The sequence below is a fragment of the Novosphingobium resinovorum genome (assembly GCF_027922145.1).
Lineage (GTDB): Bacteria > Pseudomonadota > Alphaproteobacteria > Sphingomonadales > Sphingomonadaceae > Novosphingobium > Novosphingobium resinovorum.
Map to the genome: position 1 here is coordinate 1 of NZ_BSFC01000018.1, position 17,844 is coordinate 17,844.

The 17,844-nt window shown below is 61.7% G+C and carries 13 protein-coding genes and 1 pseudogene; 7 read left to right on the plus strand and 7 right to left on the minus strand.

Annotated elements, in window-relative coordinates:
* The 4 genes and pseudogenes from PKE80_RS09820 to PKE80_RS25390 form a co-directional block, all read left to right on the plus strand.
* A pseudogene (locus PKE80_RS09820) lies at positions 1-239 on the plus strand (hypothetical protein); the annotation flags it as partial.
* 361 nt (positions 240-600) lie between these two features.
* Complete coding sequence (locus PKE80_RS25420) at positions 601-681, plus strand: hypothetical protein (protein ID WP_370425045.1); 81 nt, start codon at positions 601-603, stop codon at positions 679-681.
* A gap of 201 nt (positions 682-882) precedes the next feature.
* Positions 883-2,889 carry an FUSC family protein gene (locus PKE80_RS09825; protein WP_271182331.1) on the plus strand — a complete coding sequence of 669 codons (2,007 nt, stop codon included), beginning with the start codon at positions 883-885 and terminating at the stop codon, positions 2,887-2,889.
* A 121-nt stretch (positions 2,890-3,010) separates the two neighbouring features.
* Positions 3,011-3,169, plus strand: a complete 159-nt coding sequence (locus tag PKE80_RS25390) for a ribosome modulation factor (protein WP_419555358.1) — start codon at positions 3,011-3,013, stop codon at positions 3,167-3,169.
* A gap of 51 nt (positions 3,170-3,220) precedes the next feature.
* On the opposite strand, the gene PKE80_RS09830 is transcribed toward PKE80_RS25390, so the two are convergent.
* A complete protein-coding gene (locus PKE80_RS09830; RefSeq protein ID WP_036526763.1) occupies positions 3,221-4,633 on the minus strand; it encodes a diguanylate cyclase in 1,413 nt (470 codons plus the stop codon).
* 128 nt (positions 4,634-4,761) lie between these two features.
* Positions 4,762-5,793, minus strand: a complete 1,032-nt coding sequence (locus PKE80_RS09835; RefSeq protein ID WP_271182332.1) for a site-specific integrase — start codon at positions 5,791-5,793, stop codon at positions 4,762-4,764.
* A 194-nt stretch (positions 5,794-5,987) separates the two neighbouring features.
* Here PKE80_RS09835 and PKE80_RS09840 point away from each other — a divergent pair, with 194 nt between their 5' ends.
* Genes PKE80_RS09840 through PKE80_RS25425 form a run of 3 tightly spaced genes read left to right on the plus strand, consistent with a single transcriptional unit; the run spans position 5,988 to position 9,681 of the window.
* Positions 5,988-7,646 carry a TnsB C-terminal domain-containing protein gene (locus PKE80_RS09840; protein WP_271182333.1) on the plus strand — a complete coding sequence of 553 codons (1,659 nt, stop codon included), beginning with the start codon at positions 5,988-5,990 and terminating at the stop codon, positions 7,644-7,646.
* A complete protein-coding gene (locus tag PKE80_RS09845) occupies positions 7,643-8,566 on the plus strand; it encodes a TniB family NTP-binding protein (protein WP_271182334.1) in 924 nt (307 codons plus the stop codon). Before PKE80_RS09840 ends, PKE80_RS09845 begins: the two co-directional genes overlap by 4 nt.
* Positions 8,563-9,681 (plus strand): TniQ family protein, encoded by a 1,119-nt coding sequence (locus tag PKE80_RS25425; protein WP_507763581.1) that lies wholly within the window; start codon positions 8,563-8,565, stop codon positions 9,679-9,681. The genes PKE80_RS09845 and PKE80_RS25425 overlap by 4 nt, the downstream gene beginning before the upstream one ends.
* Before the next feature lie 363 nt (positions 9,682-10,044).
* Here PKE80_RS25425 and PKE80_RS09855 read toward each other — a convergent pair whose 3' ends face one another.
* From PKE80_RS09855 to PKE80_RS09875, 5 genes are all read right to left on the minus strand, one after another.
* A complete protein-coding gene (locus tag PKE80_RS09855; RefSeq protein WP_271182336.1) occupies positions 10,045-10,797 on the minus strand; it encodes an SDR family NAD(P)-dependent oxidoreductase in 753 nt (250 codons plus the stop codon).
* Positions 10,798-12,504 (minus strand): arylsulfatase, encoded by a 1,707-nt coding sequence (locus tag PKE80_RS09860; protein WP_271182337.1) that lies wholly within the window; start codon positions 12,502-12,504, stop codon positions 10,798-10,800.
* Between the two features lie 2 nt (positions 12,505-12,506).
* Entirely contained in the window at positions 12,507-13,934 is a 1,428-nt protein-coding gene (locus tag PKE80_RS09865; protein WP_271182338.1) for a DUF1254 domain-containing protein, read from the minus strand.
* Complete coding sequence (locus PKE80_RS09870) at positions 13,931-15,337, minus strand: DUF1254 domain-containing protein (RefSeq protein ID WP_271182339.1); 1,407 nt, start codon at positions 15,335-15,337, stop codon at positions 13,931-13,933. Before PKE80_RS09870 ends, PKE80_RS09865 begins: the two co-directional genes overlap by 4 nt.
* Before the next feature lie 85 nt (positions 15,338-15,422).
* Positions 15,423-17,711 carry a TonB-dependent receptor gene (locus PKE80_RS09875; protein WP_271182340.1) on the minus strand — a complete coding sequence of 763 codons (2,289 nt, stop codon included), beginning with the start codon at positions 17,709-17,711 and terminating at the stop codon, positions 15,423-15,425.
* Positions 17,712-17,844 lie beyond the last annotated feature (133 nt).

The window sequence follows — 17,844 nt, forward strand, 5'->3', positions numbered from 1 at the left end:
ATCAAGGCCATGGCAGCGTAATGTTCAACCGCCCGCCCACACACGGAATTCCTGACAGTCCCATCTCCGCACGACTAACCGGAGCGTTCGGTCTGAACGACCTCTACCTGAGCCTACCATGCCTTATCGGCGCACAAGGTGTGCTGCGCGTGCTGGAACCCGATCTCCGGCCTGATGAGCGCTTGGCGCTGCTCGCGTCCGCAGAGGTGTTGCGCAGCACCCTTGACTCGATCGCTTGAGATGCTCCCGCAATAGCAAAGGTCGTAGCTTCCTTCCTTGGGCGTAGCCTCTCGTCCAAGAGCAGCAGCCCACCGGCCGAATGGCAGTCCGAGTACCATCGTATCGAGATGGCTAGTCGCGTGAATCAGCGGCGGCTACTTGCGCTTTCAGTTCTGGACACGCGCGACCGGAGACTCCCTCGGTAACAGCATGGGTCATAAAATGCTTTCCGATAAACGCCGCCAGCAGCAATCCAAAAGTCGGCCCTTTGCACCATTCGACTGTCGACACCCTGCGCTGGAAGGCGCGATCGGACAATTCCTGCCCAATCATGAATGTTGAACATAGCTGCTACTGTCCGGTCGGCCCGGCACATGACGGATCGGATATGCGCGCATGTCCACCGCCGACCAGGACCTCGCTCGCCAGCTCGACGTGCTGCGCGCGGATGGACGCGAGTAGCTCTATTGGGACCAGGCATACGGCAATCACGCGGATCGGCCTGAACTGGCGCGCCCGATCCGCTGTCGCTTACTGTCCCCGGTTGGCGCTAGCGGCGCTATTCCCACCGGAGCACATCAAAACGGTTAGAATTGGGTCTTTGCTGCATGGGGGCGGTGATACCCGTTTGTTCGCGTGAGAACGCTTAAGTCAGTTTCGGTCATGACGTTCACTAAATTGGGCGGTAATGATGCGCTGTTCACGCTCAAGGCGTTCCTTTCTGCGATCATGGCGTACTACATTGCCCTGCGTATAGGACTGGAGCGTCCTTACTGGGCCATCATAACAAGCTATATCGTCGCTCAGCCCTTGGCCGGCGCTGTTTCCTCCAAAGCGATTTTCCGGCTGTTCGGTACGGTCGTGGGAGCACTTGTGGCCATCGTTTTAGTGCCGACCTTGGGCAATGTCCCTGAACTTCTCTGTCTCGCGCTCGCCGCCTGGTTGGGACTATGCACCTATGTTGCTCTTCTCGACCGAACGCCGCGCGCCTATACTTTCCTGCTGGCCGGGTACACTGCCGGCATTATCGCCCTTCCGACAGTAGACGTTCCTGCGACGATCTTCACCGTAGCGAGCCTGAGGACCCAGGAGATTGCTATCGGGATTATCTCGGCGACGCTGGTCCATAGCCTCGTCATCCCAAGGACGGTATCAGCCCGGATGATGGCGCGGATTGACGTGATCCTAGCCGATGCCGAGCGGTGGACGCGCGATTCATTGACGCATCAGCAAAGCGATGTTCTCGTCGCCCGGGATCGGCGCCAGCTCGCAACCGATATTCACGAACTGCACCAACTTTCCGCCCATCTTCCTTTCGAAAGCAGCAGGCATCGCCTCAAGGCCGGCATGCTACGCGCCCTGGAAACACAATTATGCCTGCTTTTGCCGCTGGCGAGCGCGGTGGAGGACCGTGTTCAGCAGCTTCAGGTCAATGGCGGCCTTCCCAGTCCAGTGAAAGAGCTGCTGGAGGATGCGGTTCTTTGGCTGGCCGGAGCGGAACAGGGCTGCACCATGTCGGAGGTTGACATTCTGCGTCGACGTGCACGGGCGTGTGAGCCCGATTGTGCGAAATTTGTCCCTTGGAAGGCGGCTCTCGAACTCAGCCTGCTCGACCGATTGGCCGAATTGATCGCCGTTCATGCGGTTTGCCGCGAGTTACGCGATGCCATGGCGCAGAAAGGCATCATTGTGTCAAAGCGGACCCAGGCAGCGGTTCAAAATGCGGGCAAGCGCATGCTGCACCGTGATCACGGGCTGGCCTTTCGCGGGGCTTTGACCACAACTATGACGGTTCTGATCGGCTGCGCCTTCTGGATCATTGCGGCTTGGCCTGCTGGCGCCGGCGCTGTCGTCATTGCCAGCATCATTTGCGCTCTTTTCAGCAATATGGATGACCCGGCACCAACGGCCTGGAAGGTCTGGCAAGGTACATGCGCCGCGGTGGTCGTCGCCGCTGTTTATGCCTTCGCGATCCTGCCACGCGTGACCGATTTTGCCGTCCTGATTGCCGTCATGGCTCCGGCTTTTCTGACGATAGGCACCATGATGGTCAATCGCCGCACAGCAGCCATCGCAATCGGCATGATCCTGGCCCTGCCCGGCTTGATGGGCTTGGATGCTGTTTACTCGTCAAGCTTTACATTTTTCGCCAACGCCGCAATCGCGCAAGTGGTCGGTGCGCTGCTAGCGGTGCTGGTTCTGGAGGCCGTCCGCACGATTGGAGCTGAAAAGGCAAGCTTGCGTTTGATGCGCGCCGGTTGGCGCGATCTTGCCGGGCGAGCAGGTTTGCGCCACATGCCCGACACCGCCAAATGGATCAACACGATGCTGGATCGTATCGGCCTGCTGACACCCAGGCTCATCGAGATCGGCGGCGATACGTCAACTCCTTTGCTTGAGATTTTGCGCGACACACGCGTCGGAATTTCTCTCGACGAACTGCAAAGACTACGGCGTATCGCGAGCTCTAAAGATGCCCGTCTCCTTTCGCTTGTTTTGGGGCGAGTAAGGCAGCACTACGCGCGCAAATCGACAGCGGCAGATCGCACTGACGACGCGCTTGTCCGCACCATAGATTTGGCCATGGACAAGTTTTCCGGCAATGGCGTAGGCGAAAAGAGGCTCGCCACACTCGCATTGACGAGCTTGCGTCGCAATGTCGTCTCCTGATTTCAGCGAAAACAGGGAACTGGAATGCAAAGGAGCGCTTGGCCTGTTCGTTCTGGCAGTCGGCGCGATTATGCTCCGCCGCCGTCGCCGGGCAATCGGTTGATCGGGAAGGAGCCCATCAGTGCAATTCGACCATGCATATCGATGGGGTCTGAAGGCCGCACAGGCCGGCTTGCCGCGTCACGCCAATCCCTACCGTGCCTCCCATGTTCGGGCAGCATGGGAGATTGGTTATGCAAGCCACGCAAGTGGCGGTCTCGAGCGATACCGCCACCGATAAATCCAGGAAACTTGGAGCCTGATGCCCGTAAACATCTGGGTGTAAAGAACGTCATGTGGCAAGCGGCCAAATCCCCTTCCCGCCTTCTCCATAAATCGGGGCGAGTTCCACCGTGTTGCGACCTGCGGCCTTGGCCCGATAGAGTGCCTCATCCGCGGCCTTGATCAGGAATTTCTGATCGGGATGGCCGGAATGCAGGGCAATGCCGATCGACGCGGTGACACTGAGGCCGCCCGAGCTTCCCGTTTCGAAAATATGGCCCTCCATATCTGCCCGAATGCGCTCCGCTATGTTGGCCGCAGCCTCGATGCCTGTCTCGACTAGGACGATCAGGAACTCCTCGCCCCCGTACCGGAAAACGAAGTCCGTCGCCCGGACATTCCCGACGATCACTTGTGCCACCTGCCGGAGGACTTCATCACCGACCTGATGGCCGTGCCGATCATTGATCGCCTTGAAGTGGTCGATATCGACCAGCATGACGCTGAGCGCTGTCCCGTTCTCCTTCGCGAATGTGACCTCGCGGCCAAGTATGGCAGGCAGGAAACGGCGGTTAAGGGCACGGGTCAGCGGATCGCGTCCTCCTTCCATGGTGCTTAATGTCTGGAAGAGATCAGCGACCAGGAAGGAAATTTCGTCAACTGCGGCGCGCAAATCCGCCAAGGCGGATGAGCCATCCTGACGCTTACGGGGAGCATCCAGCTCTGGCAGGAGCATCTCATCGATGCGCTCGACAAGTCGGACCACAGTGCTGAACTGCGCCGATTGCTCAAACATGAACTGTGCCCGATGCCGAAGCCAAAGTCCGAAGGCGGAATCGCCCAAGCGGAGCAACCCGCCACCAGGGCCAGCTTGCAGAAGCGCGAACAGTGTGTTCTGGCTCCACTCCATCAGGCTGGCGCGCTGCGTCTCTTTGTCGACTGCAGCGTCCTGATCCAGAGAGAAGAGCCGATAGGCTTCATCTAGTCTCGCTCTTGCCGTGGTGTCCTTTACATAGGACTGGCTGATGAGCATGACGGCCGTGTCCATTCGCGCATCAGCAAGTTGAAGCGCGCGAATGCCTACCAACGGATCGACTGCCTGACCCTGCAGCAATTCAGCGAGCCGTGTCTTGATCACCAGCGCGCCTGTCATTACGAGATGGACCGGAATCTTGATGCGAGCGTGGACTTCGCCAATGATCTTCTGGCGGGCCTGCTTTTCGGGGGAGTCGCGAATGTCCTGTCCGGAAAACAACTGCGTGAGCCACTCAATGAGGGAAGAGCTGAGCCTCTCCTGCACCACAGCGTGGTTCAGGAACTGGGCAGCCTCCTGGTCACGAAGCAGCGTATCGTAGAACAAAGCGACGAGTTCACGGCCATGTTCGGCAGCCATCTCCGCGAGAAGTTTGAGCGGCGCATGGGAGTGCCGGCTATGGGCGGGCAGCTTCGCCGACCCTTTGATCCGCTCTTCGTCCGTAAACATCAATGTGATCCCTTCCGCGCCCCTTTAACGGCCGGATGCGGTGCCTGCCAAGCAGCGCATTAACCTCAATCATCTACGCGGCAACAAAGGTTTTTTTGGTAAACGGAGAGGCCAGAGATACAATCCCGTCATAGAAACCCCGCTCCGGCGTGGTCATCGAACCTTTCGGCCGACCGCACATACCCGAGCAGGACCTTGAGCGACTTGTGCCGCGACACTTCCTGCATCTTCGCGATTGAGGCACGGGTGCGCGCCGCCTCGGTGAGAAAACCGGCGCGCAGCGAATGCCCCGCCATCACCTCAGGATCGAGCCCCTGGAGTCTGGCATAGCGCTTGACCAGGCGCGCCACCGAGCGATCGGACATCGCCTCCGCCGTGTATTCCCCCTTCGTCCCGATGCGCGTGAAAAGCGGTCCCGGCTCGCCACCCCTAATGGCCAGCCAAGCGTTGAGATGCGCGACAGGTCTCAGGACCTTGCCTGCCGGCACGGCGATGGTAGCCCCCTCGCCTTCCTGATCGGTCTTGGAATGGCGCACGAATACGGTGAGCCCCTGCTCGACCAGCTGGATGTCGGCGAGCTGGAGAGCGACGAGCTCGGACCGGCGGAGCGCCGCGGCGAGCCCCAGTACCAGGATCGCCCGGTCGCGCACCGCACGCGTGCTCAGCCCGTCCGCCTTGACGAGCATGCCGGCGAGATCCTTCGCGCCGATCGCCGCCTTCTTGCGCGTGGGCCGTGCGCGCTGCTCGCGGCGGATGCCAGAGAGGGTATCGGCAATCAGCTGGTGGGTGTCGCGGGCACTCGGGGGCGGCAGCCCATCGTGGCGATGCTGCCAGGTGATCGCCGCGAGATGGCGGGTGACGGTGCTGTCGGCGCGGCCCGCCCGGGCGAGCGAGGCCAGATAGGTGGCAACGACCTCGGGGAACGCGGGGAGCGGTTCGAGCCCCCTGCCCCAGCACCAGTCCTGGAACTGGCGCCAGTCGCTGGCGTAGGCGCGCAGGGTGTTGGCGCTGCGCGCGCGCAGGCGATAAGCCCGGGCCGCTTCGACCTCAGCGACGAGTTCGGGGACTGAAGCCGCAGAAAGGTCGCCCGCGAGGACCATCACGCTCGTCGGACCGAAGATTCCTGAGCCCCCTGCCCCCTCGCCGCTCTGCTGGTTCACTCGCATCCCTCCTGCCGCCTATTCGTGCTTTCACCCGGAAATGTCAGTTGAAGAATACGAGCGGACGGAAAAACCGCTGAATAGCTTGGGTCATCTGTAAGAATACCTCCGGACATTCGACCTGAAGGCGTGATTCTGCTACAAAACGACTGGACCCGGCAACACGAGTCCCTGCCAAAAATCGGGGATAGGTCATGGCCGAAAGCGGCACTGCCCTCACGAAGGTTGATGCTTCACAGTGGCGTACAGCTTGCGAGCGCGAGCCGGTAATTCGCGCTCTTGCAGCGGAGCCGCGGCTTGGCCGCAAGGCTATTGCAGTGGCCTCCTCGACACTAGGCCTCAGCCGTTCCCGCATCTACGAGCTTCTGGCGAGATACCGGGGAAATCCAGTTACCAGCTCATTGGTCGACCAGCACGACGGATTTCCCAAAGGCCGGTCCCGCCTACCTTCCGAGATCGACCGCCTGATCGACGCCGAGATAGCGAAATTCTATCTCAACCGGCCAAAGCCGACCCTCGCCCAGTTGGTTCGGCAGATACGCTATTCGTGCCTTGAGCAGAACCTTCAACCTCCGGCTCGGCAAACGGTTCTACTTAGGGTCGATGCCTGGGAGCGGGAACACCTGATCAAAGCCCGAGACGGCGCCAAGGCTGCAGCAGATCGCTTTCGTCCAGTCATGGCCTCCTATGAGGCGGAGTATCCGCTTCAGGTCGTGCAGATGGACCACACGCTTGCCGATATCATCATCGTCGATGAGCACTTCCGGAAGCCACTGGGGCGGCCAACGCTGACCCTGCAGATCGATGTTGCCACACGGGTAATTCCCGGCTTCTACCTTTCTCTGGAGAAACCATCGGCGACCTCAGTGGGCATGGCGATCCGCCATGCGGTTCTACCCAAAGATGCTTGGCTGGCCGATCGGGAACTTGCGTTCGCATGGCCCGTCTTCGGTCTGCCTGACATCCTCCATCTCGATAACGCCTCAGAATTTCATTCGCGCGCGCTTACACGCGGATGCCAGCAATTCGGAATAGACCTTCATTACCGTCCTCCACGCACGCCGCACTTTGGCGGGCACATTGAGCGCCTGATAGGCACTACCATCGGAGAAGTGCATCTTCTCCCCGGGACTACCTTCTCCAACATTCAAAACAAGGGAGACTACGACGCAGAGGGCGAGGCGTGCATGACGCTCAAGGAGTTCGAGCGATGGTTCGCGATCCAGGTGGGAATCTACCACGGTACTTTGCACCGCTCTCTCGGCGTTCCGCCGCTGACCGCGTGGGGCGACGATCAGCGAAAGCGCACTTCGCCACTTAGGCTGCCGACTGACCAGGACCGCTTTTTACTCGACTTCCTTCCATTCGAGATGCGCCGGGTTCGGCGCGACGGCATCAAGCTTTTCCATTTGGTCTACTGGCATGGCGCTTTGACCGCATTGGTGGCGAACAGCGTCCATAAATTCCCCATCAAATACAATCCTCTCAACCTCTCGGCGGTCTATCTCGAACTCCCCGGCGGTGAGCATGTCATCGTTCCCCTCCGAGATAAGCGCCGCCCTGCGATCACCAAGTTCGAGCACGACTATGCCCTGAGAGCGCTTCGAGAGCGCGGGCGCGGCGCGGTCGACGAGCAGATGCTGTTCGAGATGGTGAGCACACAACGTAAGATCGTGCTCGCTGCCATGACGAAAACCCGAGGAGCTCGACGAACGACTCAGCGCCTCGTCGAAGCGCTTATCTGCGGCGAGCCGCCTACGCCTCATCTCGAGGCTCGAGAAGCTAACGAACAACGCGCAGCACCAAATCTCGACGGACCGGTCATACCGCTCGCCATTGAGGAACGGTCATGAGCACGCTCTACGGTCATCTCTTCCCGGCTTACCGCGAGTATGCCGAACTAACTGACGAGGCCCGTATCGACTGGCTTCGGCGCGACCGTTGGATTTCTTTGCCACAGGCTGAAGCCGCCCTCTGCCACCTCGCGGACCTAGTGATCTATCCACCTCGAGGGCGAATGCCCTGCCTGTTGTTGTTTGGTTCTACCGGGATGGGCAAGACCGAGATCGTCAGCCGCTTCTCCAAACTTCATGCGCCCCAGTTCGATACAAGGACCGGGCTTAGCAAAATGTCAGTGCTGCTGGTGCAAATGCCGCCGGAGCCGACGGAGGACCAATTTTACAACGAGCTGCTGACCGCGCTCAATTGCGTTGAGCTTAGCGGCCTGTCCGTGCGATCGATGAGGGCGGAAGCAAGGCAGTTGCTTGCTGAAGTCGAAACCAAGGTGCTTGTCCTGGACGAAATCGACAAGATGCTCGCAGGCACGCCACGCCAACAGCGGGTGTTCCTCAATACAATCCGTTTTCTGACGAATGACCTCAAAATTCCGATTGTTTGCGCAGGCACCGAGGACGCGCGCATGGCCGTCCTGACCGATCCGAACCTTGCTGACCGGTTCGGAGCGTTCGAGTTGATGCCATGGTGCAACGATCACGCCCTGCGCCAGCTCCTTGCGAGCTTTTCGGGACTGCTGCCCCTCAGACGCCCTTCGCAGCTCGATACTGTCGAAGCGCGGCAACGTTTACTGGCCCTCACCCAAGGTGTGACCGGTCGAATATTCAGGCTCATTGAGGCGGCTGCCGTCGCGGCGATACGCGATGGCCGCGAGATGCTCGACGCAGCAAGCTTCGACGCCAAGGATGTAACACTTCCTCTCGTCTCCATGTATGCCCCTGCAGGCAAACGACAGACAATTGGCCGAGCAATCCTATGACTTTCGTGGAGCCATTCCCGGATGAGCTTCTCAGTTCGTGGTTGGCCCGCGCGCGACCCAATCGGAATGCCCTGAACGAGCCTTTGCATAGCGCCTATCGAAATAGCGCTGGGCAATGGCGTCATCCGGACGTTCACCCGACCAAATCGATGATCGCTGAACTTGCCGCAAACACCGGCATTGCGCCGATACAGATCGCCGAACTCGGTCTCTGCTATAGGTACCCCAGGATCTACCCAGACTTTGTGGCGTGGCGATACGTTCCGTCCAATCAGCCTGATCGGGCATGCGAGCCCGCTCTTACCCTGCGGATAGCCTGGTGCAGCCGTTGCCTTGCCGAGGACTATGCTGCTGGCCGCGCCGCCTATGTCCGCGCCGACTGGGCTATGGCTGCGGGAGGCTTTTGTTCCCAACACCGCTGGCCACTCATCGACCGATGCATCACTTGCGGAAATGCCCATTGGGCGATGAAACGGTCACTGCAGGGGCCGCCGAGAATGTGCTGCACTCACTGTCGTCGTGGCCTCGAACGGGCACACCCTAAGGCGCTTGAGCTCGAGCCTGCAGCGCAGCCAATTTGGATAATGATCGCGGCATTCGAAGCCGCGCTACGCGGCGCGCTCACAGGGAAGGTGCCGGACCAATTCCGCTTCAATGACACCTCAGCCTCTCAGCTGCTTGAAGAAACGTCCACAATCTGCATTCTCCTCGCGAAGGCTCGCAGTCGCTTAGGGCTACGTGATGGACTTTTCGATCGCTTTGCCACGCCCGCGCTCACAATCGGACACTTATGCCCAGACGAACCATCCTCTGAAATGCCACTCGCGCTTGCTAGCCCATCCCTACGCCGTTGTCTGATTGCGATATGCGCCGCAATCCTCGATCCAGATTATGGCGCGACGGGGCTCTCTCAAAGCGAGCTGGTTGTCGACATATGGGCGCGGATTGTGGGTAGCATAGCGCTCCAGCATTTTATTCAAGATCGTCTGGTTTGCTCGTCGATGCTGAAATCAAAGTTGGAAGCAGCGCGCCATCGGAACGAACAACTTGACCGGATGTCTTCTTTACGAAACGCCTCGAATACCTACAAATCTCTTTTTCGAGGCGCCGCCTAAGTTGATTTCCAGTTGCGACATATATTTTTATAGCCAGACTTAAACTGGACGGCGGATTGCGACCAACTTAAGGCGTTCCTGAGCGCGGACGTGAATGACCGCTCCCGCCAGAACCGGTAATCCTCGGTTCGTTGAGCGGCCCGGTGGGAGTGCGCCCTTCTCAGCACTCAACTGCTCGATCTGCGCACCCAGAACTGGACGCTCGCTGCCGACATCCCGGACCGGCAGGGAAGGCAAGTCATGGGACTTTCCTCCCGTTCTTGACCATTCGAGCGAATGATGGCGTTTGGTGGTGGGTTCAACGGGTGGCGGCTACGCATTGAAAAAGGCGGCCGATAGGTGAACGTCGGGGTTCGGAGCGCATCACTGTGCCGTGTATCCGCCATCCACCGGCAGCACGACACCAGTTATGAAACTTGCCTCGTCCCCGGCGAGGAACGCGACGCCGCGCGCCACTTCCTCTGGCTGTCCCATCCGCTTCATCGGATGCAGGTCCGCGAACCGCGCCTGCCCCGCGTCGTCGAGCGTCGACTGGATCAGCGGGGTCAGGATGACGCCGGGACACACCGCATTCACGCGGATGCCGCATCCTGCGTATTCCAGCGCCAGGCTGCGGGTCATGTTCACGATCGCGCCTTTGGCAGCGCAATAGGCCAGATGGCTGCCGATCCCGACCAGCCCGTAGATCGAGGCCATGTTGACGATCGCGCCGCCGCTGCCCGCCGCCAGCATCGTGCGGATCGCCGCGCGCGCCATGTAGAAATAGCCGTCGATGTTGACGGCGGCGCTGGTCCGCCAGAAATCGTCAGTCATGTCCTCGGTCGGGCCCAGTCTGCCGAAGCCGGCATTGTTGACGAGGATGTCCACGCCGCCCAACCCGGCCACGGCCTTGGCGACTGCGGCGTCGCAGTTTGCGCTATTGCTGACATCTCCCGCCATGGCATCGACGCGCAGACCTTTTGTGGCAAGTTCTTCGCGGATGCGGGTCAGGCCGTCCACGTCCCGGTCGAACAGCATGACGGTGGCACCGCGCGCGGCCAGCAGACGCGCGCTGGCCGCGCCCAGCCCCGATGCCGCTCCCGTGACCACCGCAACCTTACCTTCGAAACCGCTCATTCAGCGTGCTCCCGTCCTGGAGGTTTCAGGCCGCTTGCCACCAGTGGGGACGATCTTGAAACCTGAGGGCGGTGAAATGACGCCGTTCTGGGCTGCATATGCGGCATATGCTTCCTTCAGCGCAGCGAAGCGTACCGGGTAGGCCTGTGACAAATCCCGGCTCTCGCCCGGATCCCAGGCTATATTAAACAGCTTCCACGTATCGTCGCCTTCGGGCGCACGCAGTTTGAGGATCTTCCAGTCGCCGGAGATGAATGCCTCGTTCCCGAACAGTTCGAAGCCCATGCCGTCGAAGCCATTGGCCAACACGTCGCTCTTGCCCTCCAGATAGGGCAGTAGCGAGGTGCCCTCCCCGTCGGGCCTTGCCGGAGCACCGGGGTGCTGGCGCGAGGTGCCACCCTGCGCCGCGTCCACCACGGTGGGCATGATGTCGATCAGGGTCGAGAAGTCGGCGGCGAACCCGGTACGCTTCTGCGCTGCCGGCCACGATGCGATCAGAGGACCGCGAATGCCGCCCTCGGTCACGTAGTCCTTGAACAGGCGGTGCGAGGTAGCTGCCGCGCTGGCCCAGCCTTCGCCGAGGAACACGAAGGAACTGGCACTGCCGATGTTGGCATAGCCGTTGTCGTAGTTCTCCTCGATCCAATCGGTGACGTTGGGCAGGAAGTAGTCGTGGCTGAGGTCGAGCGCTTCGGGGCCGTTGTCGGAGGTGAACAGGATCAGCGTGTTATCGTACTGCCCGGTCTTCTTCAGATAGGCGATCAGCTTACCGACATTGGCATCGAGGTCCTCGATCATCGCCGCATACGTCGCCATGACCTTGGCCTGATAGCGCTGCTGGTCCGGGGCGAGCGAGGACCATGCCGGGACCTTGTCGCGCATCTTCGGCATCGCCGCATCGGCGGGGACGAGGCCGAGTTGCTTCTGGCGCGCGAACCGCTCGGCTCGCAGCGCGTCCCAGCCCTTGGCATAGATCGGTTCGTACTTGCCGATCAGCGCCTTGGGAGCCTGCAGCGGAAAGTGCGGCGCGGTATAGGCAAGGTAGCCGAAGAACGGTTTGCCCGACGGCCGCCCCGCATCGATGTAGTCGATCAGGTGCTGCGTGTAAAAATCGCTGGAATAAAAGTCCTTGGGCAGCGTGAAGGGCTTACCGTCCTCTTCGTATTCCACCGTCGCCATGTGCTTGGCATAGCCCTTGTTGACGAAGTGGTTGGCCGCGCCCTGAATCAGGTAGAACGAACGGTCGAACCCGCGCTGCGGCGGCGTGGCGCCCCGGCCCAGATGCCACTTGCCCGACATGTAGGTATTATAGCCCAGCGGCCGCAGCTTCTCCGGGATGGTGGAGACGCTGCTGTTCAGGTGCAGCTCGTAACCGGGCTGGCCGCGCTGGTTGTCGGTCAGGAATTCCGCCATGGTGCCGAAGCCGGTGCGGTGCTGGTCCGCGCCCGTCAGCAGTTCCGCGCGCGAGGGGGAGCACATCGGCGTGGTGTGGAACTGGGTGAAGGCCAGCCCGCGCTTCGCCATCGCGTCGAGGTTGGGCGTGGCGATCTCGCCGCCGTAAGTGCCGAGATCGGCGTAGGCGAGATCGTCGGCCAGGATGACGATGACATTTGGCCGGGCTGCGGGAGAGGGCGCCTTGGCATCTGAGGGGACGGCGCTGAAAACGGTGAGTGCCGTGGCGGTGAGGAGGGGCAGAAGGCGGGGCAAGGTTACTCTCCCTTTGTCTTGTCGGTCCGCACGATCGGCGGGGGGCTCCAGCGGCGGTCGAGCACGGCGGCGCGCGGCTGGTAGAGGCGCATCATCAGGTAGAACGGGCCTTCCGCCGGAGCGGGCAGCCAGTTGACGTCCTTGTCGGCAGGCGCGCTCGCCCCAATCGCAATGACTACCGATCCGTCGGCGCGCCGCACCAACTGCGGGGTGCGGTCTCCCACGGAATAGCGGCGGGCCGGGTTGGCGACCATGAAGCCATTGTCATCATAGAGCGTGATGGACCAGAACGCATCGACCGGCGGCAGCGCTGCGGCAGGCATTGTGATCCGGTAGGTTCCCTGTCCGTCCAGCGGTGCGTCAGAGGCATCTACGCGGCCGATGGGGTAGATCGCCTCTTCGGGCACTGCGACATAGATCTGGTCCTTCGCCACGGCGGCGCGCAGCAGGTAGTCCGTGCCGAAGCGCGCGCCGGAATAGTTGGTGGTCCAGCCATTCGCCTGCACCCCAAGCTGGCGCGACTGACGTTCGACCAGCGCCGCGCCATCGGCCAGCCCTTTTGCCGCTTTCTTGCGCAGTCGCGAGCCGAGACGTGCGGGATCGAAGCCGTCCGGGCCGATGCCCAGTGCTTTTGCCTGCGCAAGCAACGCAGCGTCGCCGGGGCGCGGCCACCAGTCGCGCAGGACCTGGCCCAGTTCCTCCAGAAAGCGCAAATCATCGGCAACGGCGCGCGCCGGGTCATCCAGCGGGCGCTGCGCCGTAACGGGCGCGGCCACATCGCGGCCTTTGCGCCAGTCGGCATAGCGGCGCAGCTTCATGGCGTCCTGCAGGCGGTGGACTACAGCATAGTCCGCCGACGTCCCGGTCGTCAGGGTGCGCCCCGCTAGTTCGAAGTACCGCGTGGGCGAGGCGACATCGACCATGCCTTCCGGCACCGCGCCCCTGTAGCCGGCCCCGTGGATGAACAGCGGCGGCAGTTTGCCCCCATGGGTACGGCGGCCCAGAGAATCGCTGGACGAGGAATCCGCCGCATTGAGCGAAAAGGTATAGTAGCGGCCCCCGAAATCGGGCGCTTCGAACACGAACGGTCCCTGCGCAAGGTCCATCCAGATCAGGCTGTAGAGCGTATCATTGTTCGGCCCCACGCCGATCCGCATATCGGGGTCGGCCAGCTTGCGGCCATGCGCGAACTGATGGATCGGCGCGGTCAGGCGCACCGGGTCAGGCTGCGTCCCCCGGGTGGAGACGAGACGGATGCGCGCCGCCTGCACCAGCGGATACCCCCATACGTAAAGATCGCGTGCACGGCGGGCAATCGCATCGCTCGCGGCCTCTTGCGCAGCCTCCGTTTGCCCCGGTTCCCGAGCAGGTGCTCCCTGCGGCAGGGCGAGCGTCAGCAGCCCGGCGCTCAGGAGCCAGCCCGGCTTCACTTTGCGCGTGCCTTGCGCACGGGCACGGGCCGCCAGCTTTGGTCCAGCATTTCACGGCGCGGCCCCTGCGCGCGCAGCACCAGATAGAACGGACCATCGGGCAAGGCGACTGCATTGGGCCCGCTCGCCTGGCGTGCCAGGTTCAGCGTCACGGAACCGTCCCGCGCGATCACCAGCCCTTTTGTATTGTTGCCCACGAGGTATTTTCGGGCCTGATTGGGCACGAGTTCCTGCGTCCTCGCGTCATAGACGGTGAGCGACCAAAAGAAATCAGCAGGTGGCGGCGTGGTCAGGCGGATTACATAATCGTGCTGCGCCCCGTCCAGACGCGCGCCATCGGCATCCTCGAAAGTGGTGAAGGCGAAATTTTCTAGCCGCACGTTGGCGCCTGTCCCCAGCGTGTTCACGGACGCGCGGTAATTGTAGTTGAAGCCGTAGCGCCCCGTGTCGGAAGGCTCTCGCCAGCCGTCGATGCGCGTGCCGTTCTGCGAAAGGTTGCGCATGATGACGGCCTTCGCATCGGCAAAGCCTGCGATCACACCCTCGCGCACCGCAGAGTCCGCCAGCGCCTTGTCGACGGAAAGCGGCCCGCCCACGCCAATGCCGCGCAGGGCATGGATGTGGCCCAGTTCCTCATTACGCACGCCCGCGTTCTCGACCACCCAGTCCAGCACCTTAAGGAACCCGGCGGGATCGTCCAGCGTGGCGGCGGCGGGAAATTCGCGGCCTGTCGGCGCGGACGCAGTGGGCTCCAGAACGAAACGGTCCTGCAAGGCCCGCACGGCGGGGACAGCCTCGGCATTCTCCGCCTCGATCCGCATGAGAATCCACATATAGGGTTGGGTCACGCGGAATACCGTGACACCCTTGGGCACCGCGCCGCCCCAGTCGGTGGTGGCGATCAGGAAGCGCCCGCCGGCCATGCCGTGCGTCCTGGCGCTGATATTGGTGGCATTGCCGTAAAGGTCGAGGAAGTTGACCGTATAGTAGCGCCCTTGGGTCGGCGGCAGGGTCAGGAGCACCGGCCCTGCCGAAAGATCGAGGTAGGCGTTCGAATAGAGCGTATCGGCATTGGGCGACTTGAAAGGTACATACCCCGGCCCGGCAAGGTCGCGGTCGTGCGCAAAGCGGTTGAAGCCGATGTAATGCTGCGATGCCGGGTCGAGCGCCTGATCGCGAATCTGCGCATAAGTCAGCACCGCCGACTGGCCGAAGATCGCCGCATCGTAAGCCGCATGGCGGGCATAGAGCACGCGCGTCTCGGGGTCTTCCGGGACCGTATCCTCGGCCAGCGCGCCCAGGAACTGATCGGCTTTCGCCGCATCGTAACTGCGCGGCTCGGCCTGTGCCGTCCCGGCCACGACAAGCGCCGCCAGGCCGATGATCGCAGAAGTTCGTGTCATGGCTCTTCCTGTTCGATAAATGACAAAAAGAAGGCGGGCCGCAAGGTTGGGGAGGTGTCTGGAATGCTGCGGCCCGCCCCGCCCGTCAGAAGCGGGCGCTTAGTTCCACGCCCCAGGTGCGTCCAATGCCCTGGGCGATATAACTGGCGACCGAATTGAACCCGCCGGTGGTGAAGGCAGTCTGGATGTTCTTGTCGGTCAGGTTCTTGACAAAGGCGGTCGCAGTCATGTCCACGCCGCGGACCGGCATGGAATAGCGCACCGCTGCGTCGAGGTTTTCATACCCCGGCACCGAGCCCAGCGGGTCGTTGAGGATGTGCTGCTCGGTCCGGCTGATATAGCGCGCCGAGAAGTTGAAGCCGAGATCGCCGGGACCAGCGGGCACTTCGTAGTCTATCGCCCCCGAAAGCGTCCACTTGGGCGCGCGGCGCAGGATAAGCCCGCTGTTGTCGACCACCGGTGTGCCCGAACGTAACGAAGCGTTGAAGTCGAGATACTTGGCATCGAGATAGCCCACCGAGCCGGTCAGCGTCAGCCCGGTGAGGGGTAGCGCCGTCAATTCCAGTTCCGCGCCCCGGAACCGTGCGTTTGAAGCGTTCTCCACGGCCGTGCCGGTGAAAGGCGCGGAGGGGATCACGGTGATGACTTCTTCCTGCTTGTCGGCAAAGTCGTTCTGGAAAACCGCGCCGTTCACGCGCAGCTTCCGGTTGAACAGTTCAGCCTTGAAGCCGGCCTCATAGGCCTTGAGCGTCTCTGGCTGGTAGGGACCGATCAGCGCCGGGACCGCCGCGCGGCCGTTGAAGCCGCCGGTGTTGTAGCCCTTGGAGAAGCTGCCGAAAACGCTGATATCGGGCGTGACTTCATAGCGCAGCGCCACGCGCGGGGTGAACTCGTTGAATTTGGCGCGGCCATAAGTCCGGCCGATGATGGCGGCGGTCGACGGGAAGCTGGTGCCGTTGGCGTATTGGTCGAAGCGGAAGCTCTTGTCGTCCCAGGTCTGGCGGCCGCCGACGGTCAGGGTCAGCCCGTCGAACACCTGCCAGTCCGCCTGCGCGAACAAAGCTGTGGAATCGTAGCGCTGGTGCACTCCGAACGAGGGGAACAGATACCCCGCGTCCAGACCCACGGCCGGATTGCTGAGCGCACGCGCGATCTGCGTGCTTTGGCGCATGCTGTAGGTGGAGGTAAAATAGTAGACGCCAGCGACGAAGTTGATCGGTCCGTCGAAGTTCGATTCCAGCCGCATTTCCTGCGAGAACTGATGGAACTTCTGAGGGCGGTAGGTGCGCCACAGGTCGTATTCGGTGGCGTCCGGGTCCTGGAGCGCCCATTCGCGGCTGGTGCGATAACCGCTGACGGCAGCGAACGTCAGCGGGCCGAGGTCCGCCTTGGCATTCACCGTCACCGCATCGAGGTTATAGTATGCCTCGGGCACGATGTTTTGCGCCGTGACCTGATTCTCGATCGGACGATTGCAGATGCCGGTGAAGTTGGCGTTGCGGCAAATGCTGTCAGAACCGTCCAGTAGGCCGGGCGAATTGGTGGGCCGGGACGTGCTGGAATAAGTGCTGATAAGTGCGGGAAGGTCGCTCTTGTCGGTCACGTGGTCATAAGTGACCTGAAAATCAAAATCGGCCGGCGTCAGGCGCACGGCGGCGGATATGGCCTGATAGTTTTTGCGGCTTACGCGGCGGTCCAGCGTCCGGTTGTAGAAGGTGCCATGATCGTTGAGCGAGAAGCCCGCCACCTTCACCGCCAGCAGATCAGTCACCACCGGGATCGATACCGAGCCTTCGAAGTCATGTCGGCCATAGCTGCCGACGACCACCCGCGCACGGCCGGAAAGCGGCTCGGACGGCTCTGGCCGGGTGCGCGTGACGTTGAGTGCGCCGCCGGTCGTGTTCTTGCCGAACAGCGTGCCCTGCGGCCCGCGCAGCACTTCAATCTGCTGAAAATCGAACGACTGCAATAGCTGGCCGGTCGAAGTGGACAAGTACACCCCGTCCATCACCACGCCGACGCCCGGCTCGAAGCTCTTTTCGATGTCCTGGAAGGAGATGCCGCGCAGGCTGATGTTGGCCGCGCCCGGCCCCGAAGGCGAAGGCGAGATCGTCAGCGACGGAACCCGCCCGGCCAGATCCTGAATGTCGCGCTGGTTCTGCTTGGCCAGATCGGCGGCCGAAAACGCCGAGACCGAAAGCGGCACGTCCTGAAGGTTCTCCGAGCGCTTCTGCGCGGTCACCACGATCTCGCTGAGCTGGCCATCAGCCGCCGTAGCATCGCCGCCATAGGAACTTTGTGCATGTGCCGTCACGGCAACAAGACCGGCAGCAACGGCAAGAATGCTCGCCGCGCCCTTCAAGCGCTTGGTCATCGATCTCTCCCTTCGCCATCCTCCCGTCTGGTTTGCGGGAGCGGGTGGTTCTGACAACAGTTAAATTTATAACGCGCATTAAAACACCTATCTATTTGATCAGATGGTGCGGGTTTCAGCGCCACTTCGCGAA

What these genes read in the sequence shown, in the direction of transcription:
- PKE80_RS09875 (WP_271182340.1), bottom strand. Translation starts at nt 17,711, where the DNA reads ATGACCAAGCGCTTGAAGGGCGCGGCGAGCATTCTTGCCGTTGCTGCC.
- PKE80_RS09830 (WP_036526763.1), bottom strand. Translation starts at nt 4,633, where the DNA reads ATGTTTACGGACGAAGAGCGGATCAAAGGGTCGGCGAAGCTGCCCGCC.
- PKE80_RS09855 (WP_271182336.1), bottom strand. Translation starts at nt 10,797, where the DNA reads ATGAGCGGTTTCGAAGGTAAGGTTGCGGTGGTCACGGGAGCGGCATCG.
- PKE80_RS09840 (WP_271182333.1), top strand. Translation starts at nt 5,988, where the DNA reads ATGGCCGAAAGCGGCACTGCCCTCACGAAGGTTGATGCTTCACAGTGG.
- PKE80_RS09845 (WP_271182334.1), top strand. Translation starts at nt 7,643, where the DNA reads ATGAGCACGCTCTACGGTCATCTCTTCCCGGCTTACCGCGAGTATGCC.
- PKE80_RS09825 (WP_271182331.1), top strand. Translation starts at nt 883, where the DNA reads ATGACGTTCACTAAATTGGGCGGTAATGATGCGCTGTTCACGCTCAAG.
- PKE80_RS09870 (WP_271182339.1), bottom strand. Translation starts at nt 15,337, where the DNA reads ATGACACGAACTTCTGCGATCATCGGCCTGGCGGCGCTTGTCGTGGCC.
- PKE80_RS25425 (WP_507763581.1), top strand. Translation starts at nt 8,563, where the DNA reads ATGACTTTCGTGGAGCCATTCCCGGATGAGCTTCTCAGTTCGTGGTTG.